We start from the raw sequence: 18750 nt of genomic DNA, 5'->3' as shown, positions 1-18750 counted from the left end.
GGCGTAAGATAAGTAAAGTTGACGAGTTGACCAGTTGACGGGTTGACGAGTTTACACGTTGACAGGTTAACGGGGAAGGAGAAGCTTAGAAAGTAGGAGGTTGATAGGGTTGATAAAGTTGACGGAGTTGATAAAGGAAGAATGAAGTAAGAAGTCTCCCGTCTGCCGATTCTTTGAAGCCCATTGATCCAATATGAAAAAAAGGCATTATTTTCATTCCTACATTAGTCCCTTAAATGAGAAAACTATTTCTTTTTACCTGTTGCACGTTGGCAATTAGTTTTATCCAGGCGCAGCAGTTCGGCGGTCATTCACCCGCTACCAAATGGAACCAGATCAATAATGATAGCATCCGGGTTATTTTTCCCCAGGGGTTAGGGCTTGAAAAACAGGCGACAGATGTGGCGGCTACTGTGCAAAAGCTGGCCATCCAAACTGCCCCCACCATTGGAACCCGCCTGCGCAAGATCAGCATCGTTTTACAACCATATACAACTATCTCCAATGCCTATGTGGCATTGGGGCCCTGGCGCAGTGAGTTTAACCTGATGCCGGCACAAAACCCGTTCGACCTGGGCACCACGCTCTGGTCGCATTCGCTGGCCCTGCATGAGTTCAGGCATGTGCAGCAGTTCAATAACTTTCGTAAAGGCCTGTCGCGGGTAGCGTATTACCTGTTCGGACAGGACGGGCTTTCCCTGGCCAACAGCGCTGCGGTGCCCAACTGGTTCTGGGAGGGGGATGCCGTGTACCAGGAAACGCTGAAAAGCCAGCAGGGCAGGGGCCGCCTGTCGTTCTTCTTTAACGATTACCGCTCGTTGTGGCGGGCCGATAAAAACTATTCCTGGATGAAACTGCGCAATGGCTCCCTGCGCGATTTTGTACCCGACCATTACCGGCTGGGTTATATGCAGGTGGCTTATGGCCGCGAAAAATACGGAGCCGATTTCTGGAAGAAGGTAACTGACGACGCCGTTCGGTACAACGGGGTGTTCTATCCTTTCCAGCACGGTATAAAAAAGTACAGCAACATTACTTATAAAGAGTTCCGCAAAAATGCGATCAATTATTTCAAGGCCGGCAGCGATTCCCTTGGCAATGATGCGGTGAGCGACTGGGCCAAACAACAAAAACATTTTGCCGGTGACGATGAGTTTCCGCAATGGGTAGATGCCAATACCGTGGTGCTGGTTAAAAGCAGTTATAAAAAAATCCCCGCGTTCTATTTGCACAACCTTACCACCGGTACCGATACCCGCCTGAGAACAAAATCAATTTCGCTGGATAATTATTTCTCCTACCGCAACGGGCGCATTGTATACGCCGCCTATGAAGCCGATGTACGGTGGGCCTGGAAGGATTACAGTGTGGTACGGGTGATGGATGTACATACGGGTAAAGAGCGGGTTATCACCCATCTTTCAAAATACTTTGCGCCAGATATTTCTGCCGATGGAAAAGCTATTGTAGCGGTGGCGGTTCAACCCGGCGGGGCGGCCAGTTTACACATCCTGGACGCCACAACCGGCGCCGTATTGAAGAAGGTTCCCAATCCCAGACAGCTGTTCTATAGCCATCCCAAGTTTTATGATGCCCAAACAGTGGTTACAGCCGTGCGTACCAGCAACGGCGATAACACGATGGCATTGGTGAACATCAACAATGGCGCGGTGGAGGAATTGCTGCCGTTTTCAAAACGGATAGTAGGTTTTCCTTCGGTGCGGGGCGATACCATCACCTTTACAGCGGCAGGCCATCAGCAGGACGATCTGCTGGCCCTGGTGAACAAACAATTATACCAGGTGCAAACGCCGGCCAATAAAGGCACCGGCAATTACCAGTGGAGCGCGTTGAACAATAAGGTCATTTATACGGCTTTTACGGCAGCAGGTTATCACCTGGTTCAGCAGTCCGTTGGCGCAGAAAGCTGGCAGCCGGTAAGCGCTGATGCGTTTACGCAGGCTATTGCGATCCCGTATGAACTGGCAGGGTTAAACCAGGATGCGCCTATAGGCGTGGATACTACCAGGCCATATTCCATCAGCCGGTACCACAAGGCCTTTAACCTGGTTAATTTTCACAGCTGGCGGCCATATATTTCCGATCCGGACTATACCTTCTCCCTTATTGGGGAGAACGTGCTGAACACGCTGCAAACCGAGATCTATTTCAATTATAATACCAATGAAAAGTATAAAGAGGTAGGCGCAAGCGCTGTATACGGTGCTTTGTTTCCTTACCTCACCCTGGGCGTAGCCGAAACCTTCGATCGTAAAGAAACCGACACGCCCTTCAGGACCTGGAACGAACTGAACGGCCGCCTGGGCCTGCAGTTCCCTTTTACTTTCAATGGAGGCAGACTGTACCGCCAGCTGAATATTACGGGCGGCATCAACCATCACCAGGTGAATTATACACTGGCCAGCAAGAACAGATTCAGGGATGAGCAGTTTGAATTTTTCGATGCCTCGGTTTCACTGACTTTGCAATCGCAGGTGGCCAAACAACAGATCTATCCCAGGTTTGGCTTTAGCTTCCTTTCGCGGTACCGCCAGATTGTAACCAATTTAAGCGGGTTTCAATGGTTAACAAGCGCTGCCCTGTATTTGCCGGGCGTGGCCCGAACGCATAGCCTGGTAATCACCGGCGCGTACCAGAAGCGTGATACCGTTGGCGATTACAGTTTCGGCAGCAGCTTTCCTATTCCACGCGGGTACCCGGCGGTAAACCAGTACTCGATCCCCGATATGTACAAAGTGGGTTTCAATTATCATTTTCCCCTGGTATATCCCGATTTCGGGATTGGGAATATTGTATACTTTCTGCGGGTGCGCGGCAATGCGTTTTATGATTATGCTTACCTGAAATGGTACCGGGATAATCATTACCTGGAGTTTAAATCAACCGGCGGTGAAGTGTATTTTGATACCAAATGGTGGAACGAGTACAATGTAAGTTTTGGCTTTCGCTACAGCCGCATGTTGAACCAGCTGCGCGGATATGATCCCAACCAGTGGGAGTTTATTTTACCAATTAATTTGTTGGGACGGTAGGCGATTTTTCACAAAATGCCAGGAATGATCTGGCGGTATCCATACTTTCTTTGAAGGTAACTGGTTTGGTGATGTAGGAGTGTGCGCCCAGCAGCATGCATTTTTCCTTTTCCATGGGGTTTAAGGAGGTGCTGTAAATGATCACCGGAACTGTTTTATACCGGTCGTCGTTTTTGATGTGGCGCAGGGTTTCGGTGCCGTTCAGTTTGGGCATGTTCAGGTCCAGGATGATCAATGCGGGTTTATAACCGCCATTGAAATCTCTTCCCAGAATACGCAGGGCATCTTCACCATTCTGGGCAAAACAAAGCACCTGACCGGCTTCCAGCTCTGCCATGGCATCCTGTAAAATAGCGCGGTCATCGGCATCGTCGTCGGCTACTAATATTTTTAATGCAGTGTTTTCCATTATGCAGTTCGTATTGGTAGTGAAACAAAGAAATTGGCTCCTTTCCCTTCGCTGGAGGTGGCGCGGATAGCGCCCCGGTGTATTTCAACAATCTTTAAACAAATGGCCAGTCCCAACCCTGTGCCTTCATACTGGTCGCGGGCATGCAGCCGCTGAAACAGTTTAAAGATCTGCGGTGCATATTTTTCATCGAACCCAATTCCATTGTCAGAAAATATGATCTCATGGTTGTTTTCCACCTGCTTATAGCTGATGTTTATTTCAGGGGGTACATTCTTCCGGGAATATTTTAATGAGTTGGTGATAAGGTTTTCAAACAGCTGGCGCAACAGGCTTTCATCACCTGTTACCGATGGCAGGGGCTGAATGTTTATTATTGCCTTTTTTTCTTCAATAGGCAGCTGCAGGTCCTGCAGGGCAAAACGGGCTATATTGTTCAGGTCAACGGGAGAGAAGGCGATCTCGGATTTGCTTATTTGTGAAAAGGCCAGCAGGTCTTTAATAAGGTTGCGCATGCGGCCAGACACACTATGGATGATCTTTAAGTATTCAATACCTTTTTCATCCATATTATGGGTATGCCGGCTAAGCATATAATCGCTGTACAGCATCAGTTTGCGCACGGGCTCCTGCAGATCGTGCGAGGCTACGAAGGCAAATTGCTGTAATTCAAAATTACTTTGATTCAGTTCTGCAATAGACTGTTCCAGTTTATTCTGATGGTCTTTCAGTTCTTCCTGCACCTGTTTTAATTCAAAATTATCCTTCAGGGTTTCTTCATATACTTTCTGCGCATGGATGTCTACGAGATAACCTATCCAGTATTGCAGTTCGCCGCGGTCGTTCTGAAAGGGCGACAGCGATACCTGGTGCCACAGGTAGTCGTCATTGTCTTTTTCTTTTATGCGCGCCTGAATTTTAATAGAGGCGGCCTCCTGCGGTATTTTATTATTGAAGAACAGGATAAAGGAATCATAATCGCCGGGATGAACTACCTGTTTCCACTGGCTTGTATTTAACGATTCAATGCTTTCGCCGGTATAGCGTTGCAGCCATTCATTGGCATACATCAGCAAGCCTGTTGCGTTCAGTGAAAAGATCATCAGGGGCAGCGAATTGGTGAGCATTTTATACTGGGCTTCGCTTTTTTGCACCTGGGCGGTCAATTCCTGTAACCGTTCATTTTGCTTTCTTATTTCTTCGTAGGGGGAAAAGGCAGGTTCATTCCGGAACACGGTGCGCCATTCATCCAGCTGGGGAAAGTCAAGTTTTATGCGGTGGGGAATGCCATAAAATAACTCTATCAGGGTTTCTGCATCTTTATTGGTTGAAACTGAATATTTATTCACCAGCTTCTTGGCATATTCAAGGCCGTTCAGGCTATTGTAGGAGTTCTTTTCATTCTTTATGGTGGCTACAACAAATTGTACCTGTTTATTGATTTTGGTACCATCAACCCCCAGCACCAGGGAGCCGCTTTTGCCGTTCTCGATGGTGTTGCGGGCTACTTCCGATACGGCGGTTGCAAAAGATGTTTGGGCAGAAAGGGACAGTCCCAGCATTTCAGCCAGTTTCATGGAGCGTTTGTGCGCTATGATCAGATCCATTTCATTTTCAAGGACAACTTTTGCAATATCTTCCATGGTCGCTCAGGTGTTTATTTTACAGATCGCTACAGATGAATCGTCGGTAGTACGGGTAAAATCTTTGTTCAGTGATGCCGCCAGTATAGTAAGGTCGTATCGTAAGATGCCGGTATACTTTAACGTTTCCCACCGGCTGCGAAGGCCATCACTGCACATGATTAAATACTGACCTTTTTCATGCACGATCTGATGACTGTTCATTACCCGCGGCAGATTTAAACCTATAATGCCGTTATAAGACATATAATTTTTACTCATTGTGGGACCACTAATTTTAGTGGAAATGTTGCCAACCCCGCACAGGTTCCAGGTTTTTTTTGCGATATCATAAATGGCCACGGTGCCTACCAGTCCTCTTGTTTTACGAACGTTCAAATTGATATAACGTAAAATATCAGGAGGGTCCAGCTCCTGACAATTGGCAAAAGCAATACCTGCTTCCTGTACTGCCCGGGCGGCTTCTGCGCCATGTCCCAGGCCATCGGCCAGGAAAAGCTTTATATGATTTTTGTTTTCAATATGGAAGAAACTATCCCCGCACTTCGTTTCTCCGGGCTTTGGAACTACTACCGATCTTATTTCTGCGAAGGGTGGTTTTAAATGAAGCGTTAATCCGTTAACATATTTCCGGCATAAAATAATTGTGCCCCAGCTTTTCACTGAGTAGATCTGAAAAGTATCTGACAGCCGTTGCATGGCGCCGAGGCCAAGACCCAGGGTATTCCCGGTACTTTCTCCATCCCGCACCATTTTATTTACATCATTAATACCAGCTCCGTTATCAATGCTGATAAGCTCGATACCCTCATTGTCGTTGTGGCGAACCAGCCTGGCGAGGATTTGTCCGCCCCCGGCATGCTTCACCAGGTTGCTGGCCATCTCAGCAACAATGATGTCTATTTCTCCAATCTGGCGTTCGTTAAAGTTGAGGGTGTGGGCAAGCGCGCGGATCTCTTTTTTTAAGATGGCAAAATAGCTTCTGTCGTTTGCTTTAAACAGCACATGTGCATTATCAACCATTTTTCCATTTAATTATTGTAACGATAGTGCCTTCACCAACGCTGCTCTTAATGTCGAATTCGTTTACCAGTCTTTTTGTGCCCGGCAGGCCAAGGCCCAGGCTTTTGCCGGTTGAAAAGCCATCTTTCATAGCCAGTGCAATGTCGGCTATACCAGGACCTTTATCTTCAAAGACCAGCCGAATGCCGCTGTTGCGGCCTTCGCTGATCACTTCTATTTTCGTTTCGCCGCCACCGGCATATTTCAACATATTCCTTACCAGTTCGCTGGCTGCCGTTATTAATTTGGTTTGATTGACAACACTCATTCCAATTTTTACCGCGTATTCTTTTACGCGGTTGCGAAAAGGAACAACGTCCTGTTCCTTTTCTATTTTCATGGAGTCCTTATTCAGTACTATCCTCATTGGTTGCTATTTCTTCTGCCGACTCTTCGTCATTTTCACCGGTATCAAGGTCATTAATTTTGTTTCGTAACAACTCCATACCTTTTACTACATTCAGTGCCGTATGAACGCCTTTTAATTCCAGCCCCAATTCAACCAGGGTAATGGCAACGGCAGGTTGCATGCCCACCACCACTGTTTCCGCATCCATAATGCGCGCCATGTTGCCAATGTTGCCTAAAATGCGACCCATAAACGAATCAACAATACTAAGGGCGGAAATATCTATCAAAACACCTTTAGCCTCCGTTTTATTAACCATTTGTACCAGGTCGCTCTCTAGGTTGGTAGCAAGGCGATCATACAGATCGATCTGTATAGTAACGAGTAAAAAATTCCCCATTCTGAGAATAGGTATCCTGTCCATAACCGATTAACTATTTATCTTTTTGAATACGTTTAACATCTAATTTCAGCATGGCAAAAGCATACTTTAAAGCATTGGCCAGGCTTGCCTTGGTAACTATGCTGGAGAGGTCGATACCGAGGTGAACAACGGTTTGTGCAATTTCCGGGCGTATGCCGCTGATGATGCATTCTGCTCCCATTAAGCGGGTAGCGGCCACCGTTTTAATTATGTGCTGGGCCACCAGGGAGTCAACCGCCGGTACGCCGGAGATATCGAGAATGGCAATGGTACTGCCGGTATCGACTATGTTCTGCAACAGGCTTTCCATTACCACCTGGGTGCGGGCGCTATCAAGCGTACCAATGATAGGCAGCGCCAGAATGCCGTCCCATACCCTGATAACGGGTGTAGAGATCTCGGAGATCTCATCGGATTGCCGCAAAATCACTTCTTCCCGGCCTTTTATGTAGGTCTCGAAGGTTACAATGCCAAGATTGTCGAGCAGTTTATTCATAACAATCAGGGTCTCTACCAGCGCTTCCTGGTCGTTCGATAATTCGACAATCAATGATTTTAAGATGGCGTCTTTGAGACTAAACACGAAGATGCCGGTTTCGCGGGGCGAGAACCCCTGCCGGGCGCGGGAGATGGAAATGCCGGAGAGAATTTCATACACCGTGTTGAAGCCCTCGGTATTGAAATCGCTTAAATTCTCAGACGTGAGCGCTTTTAACAACGCGTCCAACAACTCAGCACTCTGTTCGCGCAGCTCATCGTTACTCATCAAATCTTCGCGTAATCCCGCATCCGCGAGCTGCATGTTCATCCAATCTTCTATAATATTTTTCTTTTTCTTTTGGAGGAGCCTGGAAATGTCGTGCTTCATTTTTTTAAAGAGGTTGAGTTTTAAAGTTACTGGTTCAATGAAAGTGGGTAGAAGCAATTCTTTTGCCAGCGGGAATGGAGAAAAAAGTGGGGAATTGCGTCAATTGCGACACGGGAAGGTTGACAGAGTTGATAGCGCAGATAGGGGAAGGAGCGTGTTGACAGGTTAACAGGTTGACAAGTTAACCCGTTTTTCACTTCTACATTCGATATTCAATATTTAATATTCGATATTTTTTATATTCACTTCTACATTCCTCTGTTTCTCATTTTTAATTCTTTATTTCTCTGCCTCGCCCTCGCCCGCCGTCCGCGTGTCGCTGAAGCTTTAGCGCAGGAGGGCCCTTTGCCTTCTCCGTTTACTTTAGTTAACCGGAACCGGCGCTGCTTTTTTATGCGCCAGCCACTTATTCGCCTTCCACATCAGCCACGCACTTCCGGCCCCAACAATGGCGCCTGCTAATACATCGCTGGGATAGTGAACGCCCAGGTACATGCGCGAATACCCAACGGTGGAGGCCCAGGCAAAGGCTGGTACGGCTACATACCATTTGGGATAAGCCATAGTTAGTGAGGTGGCGGTAGCAAAGGCTTCGGAAGTATGGCCCGATGGAAAGGAGGGGCTGCCGCCGTCACTGGCGGGAATTATCCAGGGATGGTCTTTGAACGGCCTGTTACGTTTAAAAGTTTCTTTTAACCCGGTTGTAATAAGGGTGGAGGCAACCAGGGTTTCTGCCAAATATAATCCTTTGTTGATGGTGATCTTGTCGCCGCGAACAAGGCCTGTTGCCAGTACCGATGCCGGCACCAGCATACTTATGTAATTGGTGGTGTTGGAAACGTGCTGATAAAACTCAACCGGGTCTTCATGCCGGTTCTCCATCATTTCATCAAGCACCTGCATATCGAGGCTGACGCGTTGGGCATGGGCGGCTGGTTGTATAAACGATAAGCACACTACAAATAGTAAGAGGTATCGGATGCGCATTTTTATGGGTTTCAACCTCAACTTACAACCTTATTCTGTGAAAAATTAGAAGAAGAATGTTATTGAACAGTTAACCGGTTAACCAGTTGACCAGGAAGTCCGTTCTAAAACGCCGGACGCAGCTCATTAACACCAGGTTTCTTTTTGAACAACCACTTGTTGGCTTTGTACATTAGCCAGGCGCTTCCGGCCCCAATTACGGCGCCTGCCAGTACATCGCTGGGGTAATGCACGCCCAGGTACATTCTTGAATAACCTACTGAGGCGGCCCAGGCGTAAGCCGGAACCGCTACGTACCATTTGGGATAGGCCAGGGTTAATGAGGTAGCAGTGGCAAAGGCCACAGAGGTATGTCCCGATGGAAAAGAGGGACCACCGCCCCCGCTTACTTTGGTAAGTCCGGGCGTTACCAGGTAAGGGCGCGACCGTTGAAAGGCATACTTCATGCCGAAGGTAATAAAGGTGCTGGCGGCGGCCGATTCGGCCAGGTACAATCCCTTTTTAATGGTAGAGCTGTTGTTGTCGATAAGCCCTGCCACCAGTATGGCGGCCGGCACGGCAACACTTGCAAATTCCGTGGTATTGGAAATACCTTCCATTACCCGGGTTTTGCCAACATTGCGGCCTTCCTGGAACTCCATTAAAATGTGTTGATCGAGACTGTACTTGTTGCTTTGCGCTACTGCTTTCGGTTTGAAACAACAAAAGCATACTGCGCCAAGCAGCATGCTTTTGAATATTGTTGAAACCGGGGTTTGCTTACAGTTAGAGGTTTGAAAGGCTTTCCTCGATGGCCTTGATCTTTTCTTCAGCATCCGTTTTTTTCTTTTGCTCTAATTGAACGACATCCGGCCTTGCAGATTGTACGAAGCGTTCATTGCTTAACTTTTTATTAACTGACTCGAGGAACTTTTTGTAGTAGTCCAGGTCCTTTAATAATTGGTCTTTTTGGGCGCTGTTATCTACGGGGCGTTCAGTTTCAATATAGAATTTATCTTTGTCAATCACCGTTGTAATGGTTTGCACTACAGGTTCTGTAACAAAAGATATTTGCTCGATATTTACCTGTTTAAGTAATATGGTTTCAATGGCTTTGTACAGCTCATTGTTGTCGCTCTGTATATACAGTTTAATCGGCTCTATTGTTTTGATCTGGTTCTTGATTCTTACATCACGCAGGCCGGTTATAACATCTTTTAACAATTCACCTTCACGCAATACAATGGCGTCATAAGTTTGGGCCGGTGTAAATTGTTTTATGCACAGGTCTTCGGTGCGGGGCGCCAGCAAATGATAGAGCTCTTCGGTAACAAACGGCATATAAGGATGCAATAATTGCAACAGTTCAGTGAAGAATGAAACTGTTTTTTCATACACCGTTTTGTCGATAGGCTGGTCCATTGGGGGTTTCACCCATTCCAGGTACCAGCTACAGAAGTCGGTCCAGATCAGTGAATAAAGGGTTTTTAATCCTTCACTAAGTTTGAAGTCTTTATAGTGTTGTTCAATTTCCGCTTTAGCCTGTTGCAACCTGTTTTCGAACCAGGTTATTGCAAAAGGTGTTTGCTCATTGCCGATTGCCGATTGCCGATTGCCGACCTTGGCTTCCCACATTTTCACCAGCTTCAGCGCATTCCACATCTTATTATTGAATTTACTTCCCTGTTCGGGAGAAGTTTCATCAAACAACAGGTCGTTACCTGCAGGAGCGCTGATCATGATCCCAAAGCGAACCGCATCGGCGCCGAACTTATCGATCAGCATCAGCAGATCGGGGGAGTTGTTCAGCTGCTTACTCATTTTTCGGCCGAGCTTATCACGCACCATTCCGGTAAAATACACATCACTGAATGGTTTCATATCCATGAATTCCATGCCCGCCATAATCATTCTGGCTACCCAGAAGAAGATGATGTCCTGACCGGTTACCAGTACCGAACCAGGGTAGTAGTAGTTGATATCGGGATTGCCGGGATGGGTTATTCCTTTGAAAACCTCCATAGGCCATAACCAGCTCGAGAACCAGGTGTCCAGCACATCATCGTCCTGTTTCAGGGGATGCACGGTGTATGGATTATCTATCTTGCCAGATGGATTGATGGAATTGGTATTGGTAGCCCATTGGCGAACAGCTTCTTCTTCGGTTTCCGCTACATAGCAATTGCCTTTGTCGTCGTACCAGGCGGGAATGCGTTGACCCCACCACAGCTGACGGCTGATGCACCAGTCTTTAATATTTTCCAGCCAGTATTTGTAGGTGGCCATGAATTTTTCGCCCGGGTGAATTTTTACATCGCCACTGGTTACGGCAACCAATGCTTTTTCGGCCAGCGGCTTCATGGTCACAAACCATTGGGTTGAAATGCGGGGCTCTACTACCGCCATGCTGCGTTGCGACAGCCCGATGCGGGTGGTGTACGCCTCTTCTTTTAGAAGCAAACCCTGCTCCTGCAACGTATCCACTACCTTTTTACGGGCGGCAAAACGCTCCATACCTATAAATACTTCGGCGTTTGCGTTCAGGGTGCCATCCTCGTTAAGGGTATCAATTACGGCGAGGTTGTGTTTCAACCCCAGGTTATAGTCGTTGATGTCGTGTGCGGGCGTAACCTTCAGGGCGCCGGTACCAAATGCGGGATCAACATACTCGTCGAAGATCACCGGAACGGCGCGGTTTACCAGGGGAACGATCACTTTTTTGCCTTTCAGGTGGGCAAAACGTTCGTCATTGGGGTTTACGCACACGGCCGAGTCGCCCATGATGGTTTCCGGACGCTGGGTGGCAATGGTAACAAATTCAGCGGTAGGCTGGCCATCGGCCCCGGCTACGGCGTATTTTACGTAATATAGTTTACCCTGAATTTCCTTGTATTCCACTTCCTCATCGCTGAGGGCGGTTTTGGCGGCGGGGTCCCAGTTGATCATACGGGCGCCGCGGTAGATCATTTTTTTATTGTAGAGGTCGATAAAAACCTTGATAACAGCCTTGTAATAATCGGCGTCCATGGTAAAGGAAACGCGGTCCCAGTCAACACTGCAGCCTAGTTTTTCGATCTGGTGGTAAATGATGCCGCCGTATTTTTCTTTCCATTCATAAGCATGTTTCAGGAACTCCTCGCGGGTGAGGTCGCTTTTTTTGATGCCTTTTTCCTTTTCCAGCATTTGCACCACCTTGCTTTCTGTGGCAATAGAAGCATGGTCGCTGCCGGGTACCCAGCAGGCGTTAAAGCCGCTCATGCGGGCCTTGCGCACCAGTATGTCCTGCACCGTTTCGTTGAGGGTGTGCCCCATGTGCAATACCCCGGTAACGTTGGGTGGGGGTATCACCACGGTGAACGGCTTGCGCTCATCGGGGGTACTGTTGAAATATCTTTTTGATTTCCAATGCTTAATCCATTTGTCCTCTACGCCTTCGGGCTGATAATTCTTGCTTAGTTCCATAGATTTATAATCTGCTTTAAGGGAGGGCAAAGGTACTAAAACAAGGGCAAAGGGCAGAGGGCACAGGGCAAAGAAAAAGGCAGGGGGCAGGAAGACAGCTTCAAGCCGCATCCGCCAGCTGGCGGAGCAAGCAATACACAGTTCTTCATTTCTCTGCCTTCTGCCCGGGCATAAAAAAAGCACCTCGCGATTTAGCCAGATGCCTACAAAATAATGTCTATCCCAATACCTTAGTCAGATACCGGAATGTTTTTGTGTTTCAGTAAGGAGGTGTGCGCTAACTGTTACTAGGCATACCAATACAGGTACGACAGCAACATGATAAAACATAAAAAGCCCAGTGCTAATAAAGCTACTTTGCCATTTTCGCCCAGATGAAAATTGTGTGTTGTCTTTTTCATATCCTACGTTTTTTAGAGTTTTAAATACATACGTAGTACGATCATGCAATCGGTCTTCAGAGGCTTCGGAAAGAAATTAAAAAAGGGTATTACTATTAAAGCCGTGGTTGTTCAGGAAGGATATAATCCAATTAGGGGTAATGCCAGGCTATCGTTTATAAAGCTTGGGCAAATGTAATACACAACTGCAATACATGCAACTATATAGGCTATAAAAAAGTGAAAATAAGGGTTGGAGGCACCATTGAGTCTAAAAATGGGAAAAACAGGAAGTGCAAAGACAGTTAATTGTGACGGTTATCCGCTTTGCACTTCATAAAGAAAAACGTAAAAAATTCCTAATGATGGCAAAGCAGTTAGCTTTGTGTGTACCAGTACGAAAACAGAACCAGTGCAGCGAAGAATAAAACGATCACTGCAATTTTAGTCCTCTTTTCGTTGGCCTCCTGCAAGTTGAATTTTTGCATAGACAACGGATTTTTGAGGTTTAACAATGTGGGCCGGATTAAACACTCATGGGGTAGGATTATATAAAGCGGCTTATAATCAGCTTTTTATGAACTTAGGGTTGCTTGATCGCCGTTCTGCCGGATTCGTTCGTTATTTGTAACTTTACGATTAATCTATGTACGCTATCGTTGATATAGAAACTACCGGCGGGTACGCAGCCAATAACGATATAACGGAGATCGCTATTGTGTTGCATGATGGACAATCTGTGATAAACCGGTTTGAAACCCTGGTGAGGCCGGTGCGTACCATCCCGTATTATATACAGGTTTTAACGGGTATCTCCAACGATATGGTGGCCGAAGCACCTACTTTTGAAGAAGTGGCCCCGCAAATATTTGAGCTGTTGACCGGGAAGATCTTTGTGGCCCACAATGTAAACTTCGATTATTCCTTTTTAAAACATCATTTCAGTGCAGCAGGGTACGAGCTGAATTTAAACAAGCTGTGTACCGTTCGCCTTACGAAGAAAGTGTTCCCCGGTTTGCCTTCTTACAGCCTGGGTAATCTGTGTAATCATTTTGGTATTGCCGTTTACAACCGGCACCGGGCCGGCGGCGATACCGATGCCACCGTACGTTTACTGGAACACCTGCTGCTACATAACGCTGAGCCACATATACAGCAGTTTATAAAACGGGGCGCCAGGGAGCAATCGCTGCCCCCCAACCTGCCTAAAGAACAGGTGGAACAGTTGCCGTATACCCCGGGTGTTTATTATTTCCATAATCAAACCGGTAAGGTTATTTATGTGGGCAAGGCCAAGAACCTGAAGTACCGGGTAAGCAGTCACTTCACGCACAATGGTTCTGGTAAACAACGGCAGGACTTTCTGCGGAATATTTTCAGCATTACCTATGAAACCACTCCTACCGAACTGATGGCTTTTATTCTGGAAAGCGTGGAAATAAAACGCCTGTGGCCGGAGTTCAACAGCAGCCAGAAACGGTTCGCCCATATCTATGGTTTGTATATGTTTGAAGACAGTGGCGGCTACATCAGGCTGGCCATCGACAAAAAGAAAAAACACATGCAGCCGTTGTATACCTTCAACCTGTTGCTGGAAGGGCATCGCCTGCTGAACAAAATAATAGAACAGTTTTCTTTATGCGCCAAATTATGCTTTATGCAAACGGCCCCTGGTCCCTGTACCGGAACCAGCGATAATACCTGCCTGGGCGCCTGCGAGCATAAAGAACCGGTAGATGCCTATAATGCACGGGTACACGAAGCATTGGAATGGCTGGAAGAGCGGCTGCCTACTTTTGCGGTGGTAGATGCCGGTAATGAACGGGATGAACGCAGCTGCATTTTAATGGAGAAAGGAAAGTTCTACGGCATGGGTTACATTCCGGCCGACGCAGGTATTACCAGCCGCGAAGAATTAAAAAATTACCTGAAGCAATACCCGGAGAATGATTATATCCGGGGGCTGGTGTATCAGTATGTGGAGCGGTTTCCAAATAAGAAGATTTTGTTTTAAGTAGTGGCTTATGTACGTTGAATGTTGAATGCTTCAGGCTGTAAGCTGCAAGCAAATACAAGGCTGAATGCTCAAAGCCGAAAGCTGAAAGCGAATACAGCTTTTGCCTTTTTGCTTTAAGCTTTTACCTCGTTTTCTTCTTTCCTTCAACATTTATTATTTTAAATTTAATATTCAATATTTTCTTTACTTTCTCATTCTTCACTCCTCATTTCTCATTTTTCATTTACTTTGGTACCAAACTTGCGGCCAGATTTATTGCTAAAATGACCCACACTATGAAAAAACGTAATTTGTTGCTTTGCTGTTTACTTGCTGCCGGGTGTCGTGAGACAGCACCCAACGAAACAGTAAAAGAGGATGCTTCAAAAAAGGCGGCTCCTGCTGCGGAAACACCGCCTGCAGAAAAAGTACCCATGTATCGTACTACGGTCAATTCCGAACCGGTGGCGGAGTACAAACAGAAAACAGAAAATCCGTTAAATGACTGGTATTTTTCCGTGAAGCTGTTTGAAACGCCAAAAACTTTTCAGTATGTCATGAAACTAAAGTATGAAGAAATGGAAGGCGACGATACCCTGTTTCTTCCCAACGTTGGTTCTGAACCCAAACCCGTCATTCAAAAAGGAGAGGATAAATACTCCTGTATTGTTGGGTTTATGGATAACCACAACGAGTTTCGCGAGTACAAAAAAGTGTATGTGAAGAACGATGAGTTAAAAGTTACTTCCCTGAAACATTATTCGGTGGCTACGTACGCGAAGTAGTTTCAGCTTCCAGGTTTCATGTTACAGGGAAAACGGAATTCAACCTGTAACCTGTAACATGAAACCTGTAACTAAGGTATAAGTTCTTGTAATAATTGAATAAAATCATCCCGGGGAATCATACAGGCGCCGAGGCTTTCCAAATGCTCGGTATACACCTGGCAATCGATCAGCTGCACATCTTCCTGTTCCAGTACGTGCACATAACTGATAAAAGCATATTTGCTGGCGTTACTTACTTTGCTGAACATGCTTTCGCCAAAAAACACTTTACCCATTCTTATTCCATACAAACCACCCACCAGTTCGTTATTCAGCCACACTTCTGCGCTGTGCGCAAATCCCAGGCGGTGTAAGCGGGTATAGGCTTCCTTCACGGTATTAGTGATCCAGGTGCCGCTTTGACCGGGCCGGCTAATGCTTTTACAATTATTGATAACTTCAGAAAATGCTTTATTGATAGTAAAGGTGAACGCTTCTTTTTTGAATAATTGTTTCATGCTTTTGCTCACCTTCAGCATGGAGGGGGTTATTATGAAACGCGGATTGGGACACCACCACAAAATATGTTGTCCTTCGTACCAGGGAAAAATGCCCTGCCGGTAAGCCAGTAATAAACGTTCGGTAGAAAGATCACCGCCAACCGCCAATAGGCCATCCGGTTCAGCCAGGTGAACAGGGGGAAATACTAATTCATTATCCAATGCAAATAAAGGCATGCCTGGGTGGGGGGAATTAAGCTAATACCTCAAGAGTGGCGCCAATGCCACGGTCGGTAATGGCATCGCATTGTGGTTTTAAATCGTCGTAAGAACCCTGCTTTACAGCATATTTACCCTGAAAGTGGATGATGTAAGCGCATTGTTCAGCCTGTTCGGCTGTATGGCCGCACACTTCTACCAGGGTTTCAATAACCCATTCAAATGTATTTACTTCATCGTTCCATACAATCAAACTGTATGGTTCGTCCAATGAGGTAAGTACATCTGTATCCTCTTCATAATGTGGTTTAACCGGCGCATCAATAGCCATAAAGTATGGTTTATTCCGTTACAAATTTATAAAAATACCGTACGCGCAGCAAGCTCTTTTATGGCTTTTTAATAATGGGAGTTTTTCGCGTAAATGCCTCATTCAGAATAAATAAAGTGTACGTAGTACAAAAATGAGTAATTCTCCGCATTAAATGAGGTTGGTGTTTTCTACGAATTTTTTTAGCAATACAATGGTAGACTGCCAGTAAAACTCCAGGTGCTTGTAAATGGTTTCTGTGGGAAAATTGCTGATGGTAACTGTTAACGCGGTTTGTGCGTCGGCAGGGGAGAGATTGAATTTTATAACGGAATAGTTTTCCGGCTCATCGGGCAGGCGCGACAAAGAGCTGTTGTGCGAATAACTCAACACCCTTTCTTCATCAAATTCTAATATGGTGCCTTTGTTAACAAAGGGCAGGTGATGAAAACCCGAGATCGTAATGGGCGTGTTAACAGCCCAACTGGTTTGAATATGCAGGTTCATCTCTTCTTCCCCCATCCATTGTTTCATCAGGAACGGTTGGGTCAAAGCTTTCCAAACATTAGTAGTCAGCGCATTTATTACTACTGTTTTTTCGATCAGGTTTGTCATGAAGTTTGCCATAAAGTATGGTTTTTAACAATGTCCGGTATACTTAACGATTATACCCGGGAATTGTTTGACCATTAACGTTTGGGCTTTTTAATTGTCTTTTTTATGGCTTCCATCTCATCGATGACGTTATATTCCGGTTTTTCTACGGGATGTCCTAATTCGATAAATAACTTTTTCAGGTAACCGTAGGTTTTATAATCTGCTTTTAATGAGAGTTCTTCTGTTTGCAAAAAAGAACAGGTTAAACAAATATTCAGGCTGGAGACCACACGGTCATTCCGGTCATAAAAAACAATGGCATCGTGAAATACGGGTGCACATAAATAGCGAAGATGCTCTTCGATCTCAATTTGCAGCAGCTCTTTTATGCGGAAGACAACCGGGTGATCGTGTTGGAATGTGTGCGTTTTTATACTGTGAGGGAAGAATTCCTCGTTTTTGTTTATTATACTGCCGTTGTATTCAAGATCGGGTTTGGTGGCTACCAGTTGTTCGTATTCGGAGCCCCTGCGCAATATATACGTTTCAAGGTAATCGAAGTTCAGGTTATTGATGTAGTCGGCGGAGAGGGTCCACATGGTTAAAAGGTATTCTTCTTTTCAATTTCAGGCAATACTTCGTCGATGCGTTTGGCCAGCTCTGGTAATTTAATGGTAGGAACAGCTGGAAATAAATGATGTTCCAAATGATAGAACATGCTAAAGGTGATCTTGTTCTTCCAGCCCGAACGTTGTGTTCTGGCCAGTTCAGGCGCATCATGGGTATCGTGGTGAACCGTCCAGACGGCGAAAAAAGCCATCAGGAATTCACCAATGAGCATCACAATAATATGATAGATGAGAAAGGCTATTTTAAAATAGAACACGAATGCTACGAAAAGCGCGATGGAAATAAGTTCCAGGATCACATTTCGCCGGTAATTTTTGTTGCCCAGTTGCAGGGTTACTTTATGAATAAGGAACATGTGAACGGGACCGTACAAAATAGCGCCATACCAGGTCATACCGGCCGATTTGCCTTCATAATCCTCTTCAGACAAACAATATTTGTGGTGCCTGATGTGATTGAATTTTACCGCATGTATGGAAACGATCATCAATATGCTATTGAGATACAACGACAGCCAGGTGAGGAATTTATTTGTGCCCAGCGAATTGTGAAAGCCATTGTGCACCTGTCGCAGCCCGGTAAGAAAGAAAAATGCCGAGAAAGGCAATGCAAATAAATAATATCCGTAATAAGCAAAGATCATTGACAAAACGAACCAGGGGATAGTGAGGTTGTTTTCAATGAGCATTTCTTTGATGCTTAGGCTTTTCAGGTCTTTCCATGCTACTTTGCGGAGTATTTCCTGGTGGGTCATACAATAAAGGTTGGTTACGCAAATGTACACCAGCTTTTAATAGCATGCAACAAGGAAGACCGGGTCTGTTATAAAAATGTTTTATAGTTTTTTGTCCAGTAATCTTTGATAAACCTCCATTTGAAATCTTTCCGGTGTATAACAGATACCGGCAGTGTTTTTACCGGGGTTACTTTTTTCCCCTTCACGAGGTAAATGTAAACGCCGTCTTTTTTATCCCTGTTTTTACATTCGTATCCGGCAATTGGTATCGGGGTGGGCAATCTGAGCCAATGCATTGGGAATTATTTCCCTTTCCAGGTAAATCAGGAAAAAATCATCGAGCATATGTATTACCGCTAATATACAACGCCTGCGGAAT

18 protein-coding genes are annotated in these 18750 nt (G+C 45.8%); 3 read left to right on the top strand and 15 right to left on the bottom strand.

Going from position 1 to position 18750, the window contains the following annotated elements:
* Positions 1 to 236: 236 nt before the first annotated feature.
* Entirely contained in the window at positions 237 to 3053 is a 2817-nt protein-coding gene (locus NIAKO_RS14770; protein WP_014219251.1) for a TolB family protein, read from the top strand.
* Here the strand turns inward: NIAKO_RS14770 and NIAKO_RS14765 are convergent.
* The 9 genes from NIAKO_RS14765 to NIAKO_RS14725 form a co-directional block, all read right to left on the bottom strand.
* Positions 3034 to 3462 (bottom strand): response regulator, encoded by a 429-nt coding sequence (locus NIAKO_RS14765; RefSeq protein ID WP_014219250.1) that lies wholly within the window; start codon positions 3460 to 3462, stop codon positions 3034 to 3036. The genes NIAKO_RS14770 and NIAKO_RS14765 overlap by 20 nt on opposite strands.
* Positions 3462 to 5105 (bottom strand): ATP-binding protein, encoded by a 1644-nt coding sequence (locus tag NIAKO_RS14760; RefSeq protein WP_014219249.1) that lies wholly within the window; start codon positions 5103 to 5105, stop codon positions 3462 to 3464. Before NIAKO_RS14760 ends, NIAKO_RS14765 begins: the two co-directional genes overlap by 1 nt.
* Positions 5106 to 5111: 6 nt before the next feature.
* A complete protein-coding gene (locus NIAKO_RS14755) occupies positions 5112 to 6128 on the bottom strand; it encodes an ATP-binding SpoIIE family protein phosphatase (RefSeq protein ID WP_014219248.1) in 1017 nt (338 codons plus the stop codon).
* Positions 6121 to 6534, bottom strand: a complete 414-nt coding sequence (locus tag NIAKO_RS14750) for an anti-sigma regulatory factor (protein ID WP_014219247.1) — start codon at positions 6532 to 6534, stop codon at positions 6121 to 6123. Before NIAKO_RS14750 ends, NIAKO_RS14755 begins: the two co-directional genes overlap by 8 nt.
* On the bottom strand, positions 6515 to 6940 hold the full coding sequence (locus tag NIAKO_RS14745) for an STAS domain-containing protein (RefSeq protein ID WP_014219246.1): 426 nt from the start codon (positions 6938 to 6940) through the stop codon (positions 6515 to 6517). The genes NIAKO_RS14750 and NIAKO_RS14745 overlap by 20 nt, the downstream gene beginning before the upstream one ends.
* Before the next feature lie 10 nt (positions 6941 to 6950).
* The gene (locus tag NIAKO_RS14740; RefSeq protein ID WP_014219245.1) at positions 6951 to 7808 is read right to left on the bottom strand and encodes an STAS domain-containing protein; all 858 of its coding nucleotides are present in this window, start codon (positions 7806 to 7808) and stop codon (positions 6951 to 6953) included.
* A gap of 363 nt (positions 7809 to 8171) precedes the next feature.
* Entirely contained in the window at positions 8172 to 8795 is a 624-nt protein-coding gene (locus NIAKO_RS14735; protein ID WP_063721342.1) for a phosphatase PAP2 family protein, read from the bottom strand.
* A 104-nt stretch (positions 8796 to 8899) separates the two neighbouring features.
* Positions 8900 to 9523 (bottom strand): phosphatase PAP2 family protein, encoded by a 624-nt coding sequence (locus NIAKO_RS14730; RefSeq protein WP_014219243.1) that lies wholly within the window; start codon positions 9521 to 9523, stop codon positions 8900 to 8902.
* Positions 9524 to 9560: 37 nt separating this feature from the next.
* The gene (locus tag NIAKO_RS14725) at positions 9561 to 12236 is read right to left on the bottom strand and encodes a valine--tRNA ligase (protein WP_041348644.1); all 2676 of its coding nucleotides are present in this window, start codon (positions 12234 to 12236) and stop codon (positions 9561 to 9563) included.
* A gap of 1026 nt (positions 12237 to 13262) precedes the next feature.
* Here NIAKO_RS14725 and NIAKO_RS14720 point away from each other — a divergent pair.
* Together NIAKO_RS14720 and NIAKO_RS14715 are read left to right on the top strand one after the other, a co-directional pair.
* On the top strand, positions 13263 to 14630 hold the full coding sequence (locus tag NIAKO_RS14720; protein ID WP_014219239.1) for an exonuclease domain-containing protein: 1368 nt from the start codon (positions 13263 to 13265) through the stop codon (positions 14628 to 14630).
* 278 nt (positions 14631 to 14908) lie between these two features.
* Positions 14909 to 15397, top strand: a complete 489-nt coding sequence (locus tag NIAKO_RS14715; protein WP_014219238.1) for a hypothetical protein — start codon at positions 14909 to 14911, stop codon at positions 15395 to 15397.
* 71 nt (positions 15398 to 15468) lie between these two features.
* Here the strand turns inward: NIAKO_RS14715 and aat are convergent, their stop codons facing one another.
* The 6 genes from aat to NIAKO_RS14685 form a co-directional block, all read right to left on the bottom strand.
* On the bottom strand, positions 15469 to 16116 hold the full coding sequence (aat, locus tag NIAKO_RS14710; protein WP_014219237.1) for a leucyl/phenylalanyl-tRNA--protein transferase: 648 nt from the start codon (positions 16114 to 16116) through the stop codon (positions 15469 to 15471).
* A 16-nt stretch (positions 16117 to 16132) separates the two neighbouring features.
* Positions 16133 to 16429, bottom strand: a complete 297-nt coding sequence (locus tag NIAKO_RS14705; protein ID WP_014219236.1) for an ATP-dependent Clp protease adaptor ClpS — start codon at positions 16427 to 16429, stop codon at positions 16133 to 16135.
* A gap of 150 nt (positions 16430 to 16579) precedes the next feature.
* Positions 16580 to 17035, bottom strand: coding sequence for an SRPBCC family protein (locus NIAKO_RS14700; RefSeq protein ID WP_014219235.1), 456 nt, complete (start codon positions 17033 to 17035; stop codon positions 16580 to 16582).
* 62 nt (positions 17036 to 17097) lie between these two features.
* On the bottom strand, positions 17098 to 17604 hold the full coding sequence (locus NIAKO_RS14695; RefSeq protein WP_014219234.1) for a hypothetical protein: 507 nt from the start codon (positions 17602 to 17604) through the stop codon (positions 17098 to 17100).
* 2 nt (positions 17605 to 17606) lie between these two features.
* On the bottom strand, positions 17607 to 18389 hold the full coding sequence (locus tag NIAKO_RS14690) for a fatty acid desaturase family protein (RefSeq protein WP_014219233.1): 783 nt from the start codon (positions 18387 to 18389) through the stop codon (positions 17607 to 17609).
* A gap of 68 nt (positions 18390 to 18457) precedes the next feature.
* Positions 18458 to 18667, bottom strand: a complete 210-nt coding sequence (locus NIAKO_RS14685) for a hypothetical protein (RefSeq protein WP_014219232.1) — start codon at positions 18665 to 18667, stop codon at positions 18458 to 18460.
* Positions 18668 to 18750: the final 83 nt, after the last annotated feature.

This window comes from Niastella koreensis GR20-10, assembly GCF_000246855.1.
Lineage (GTDB): Bacteria > Bacteroidota > Bacteroidia > Chitinophagales > Chitinophagaceae > Niastella > Niastella koreensis.
The sequence above is the reverse complement of the archived record's forward strand: the minus strand, read 5'-3'. Positions and strand labels throughout refer to the sequence as shown.

Bases quoted from the DNA above. Each gene is read 5' to 3' on its own strand.
- NIAKO_RS14685 (WP_014219232.1), bottom strand. From the start codon at position 18,667: ATGCATTGGCTCAGATTGCCCACCCCGATACCAATTGCCGGATACGAA.
- NIAKO_RS14725 (WP_041348644.1), bottom strand. From the start codon at position 12,236: ATGGAACTAAGCAAGAATTATCAGCCCGAAGGCGTAGAGGACAAATGG.
- NIAKO_RS14740 (WP_014219245.1), bottom strand. From the start codon at position 7,808: ATGAAGCACGACATTTCCAGGCTCCTCCAAAAGAAAAAGAAAAATATT.
- NIAKO_RS14735 (WP_063721342.1), bottom strand. From the start codon at position 8,795: ATGCGCATCCGATACCTCTTACTATTTGTAGTGTGCTTATCGTTTATA.
- NIAKO_RS14745 (WP_014219246.1), bottom strand. From the start codon at position 6,940: ATGGACAGGATACCTATTCTCAGAATGGGGAATTTTTTACTCGTTACT.
- NIAKO_RS14720 (WP_014219239.1), top strand. From the start codon at position 13,263: ATGTACGCTATCGTTGATATAGAAACTACCGGCGGGTACGCAGCCAAT.
- aat (WP_014219237.1), bottom strand. From the start codon at position 16,116: ATGCCTTTATTTGCATTGGATAATGAATTAGTATTTCCCCCTGTTCAC.
- NIAKO_RS14730 (WP_014219243.1), bottom strand. From the start codon at position 9,523: ATGCTGCTTGGCGCAGTATGCTTTTGTTGTTTCAAACCGAAAGCAGTA.
- NIAKO_RS14695 (WP_014219234.1), bottom strand. From the start codon at position 17,604: ATGTGGACCCTCTCCGCCGACTACATCAATAACCTGAACTTCGATTAC.
- NIAKO_RS14755 (WP_014219248.1), bottom strand. From the start codon at position 6,128: ATGGTTGATAATGCACATGTGCTGTTTAAAGCAAACGACAGAAGCTAT.
- NIAKO_RS14705 (WP_014219236.1), bottom strand. From the start codon at position 16,429: ATGGCTATTGATGCGCCGGTTAAACCACATTATGAAGAGGATACAGAT.
- NIAKO_RS14765 (WP_014219250.1), bottom strand. From the start codon at position 3,462: ATGGAAAACACTGCATTAAAAATATTAGTAGCCGACGACGATGCCGAT.
- NIAKO_RS14760 (WP_014219249.1), bottom strand. From the start codon at position 5,105: ATGGAAGATATTGCAAAAGTTGTCCTTGAAAATGAAATGGATCTGATC.
- NIAKO_RS14690 (WP_014219233.1), bottom strand. From the start codon at position 18,389: ATGACCCACCAGGAAATACTCCGCAAAGTAGCATGGAAAGACCTGAAA.
- NIAKO_RS14750 (WP_014219247.1), bottom strand. From the start codon at position 6,534: ATGAGGATAGTACTGAATAAGGACTCCATGAAAATAGAAAAGGAACAG.
- NIAKO_RS14770 (WP_014219251.1), top strand. From the start codon at position 237: ATGAGAAAACTATTTCTTTTTACCTGTTGCACGTTGGCAATTAGTTTT.
- NIAKO_RS14715 (WP_014219238.1), top strand. From the start codon at position 14,909: ATGAAAAAACGTAATTTGTTGCTTTGCTGTTTACTTGCTGCCGGGTGT.
- NIAKO_RS14700 (WP_014219235.1), bottom strand. From the start codon at position 17,035: ATGGCAAACTTCATGACAAACCTGATCGAAAAAACAGTAGTAATAAAT.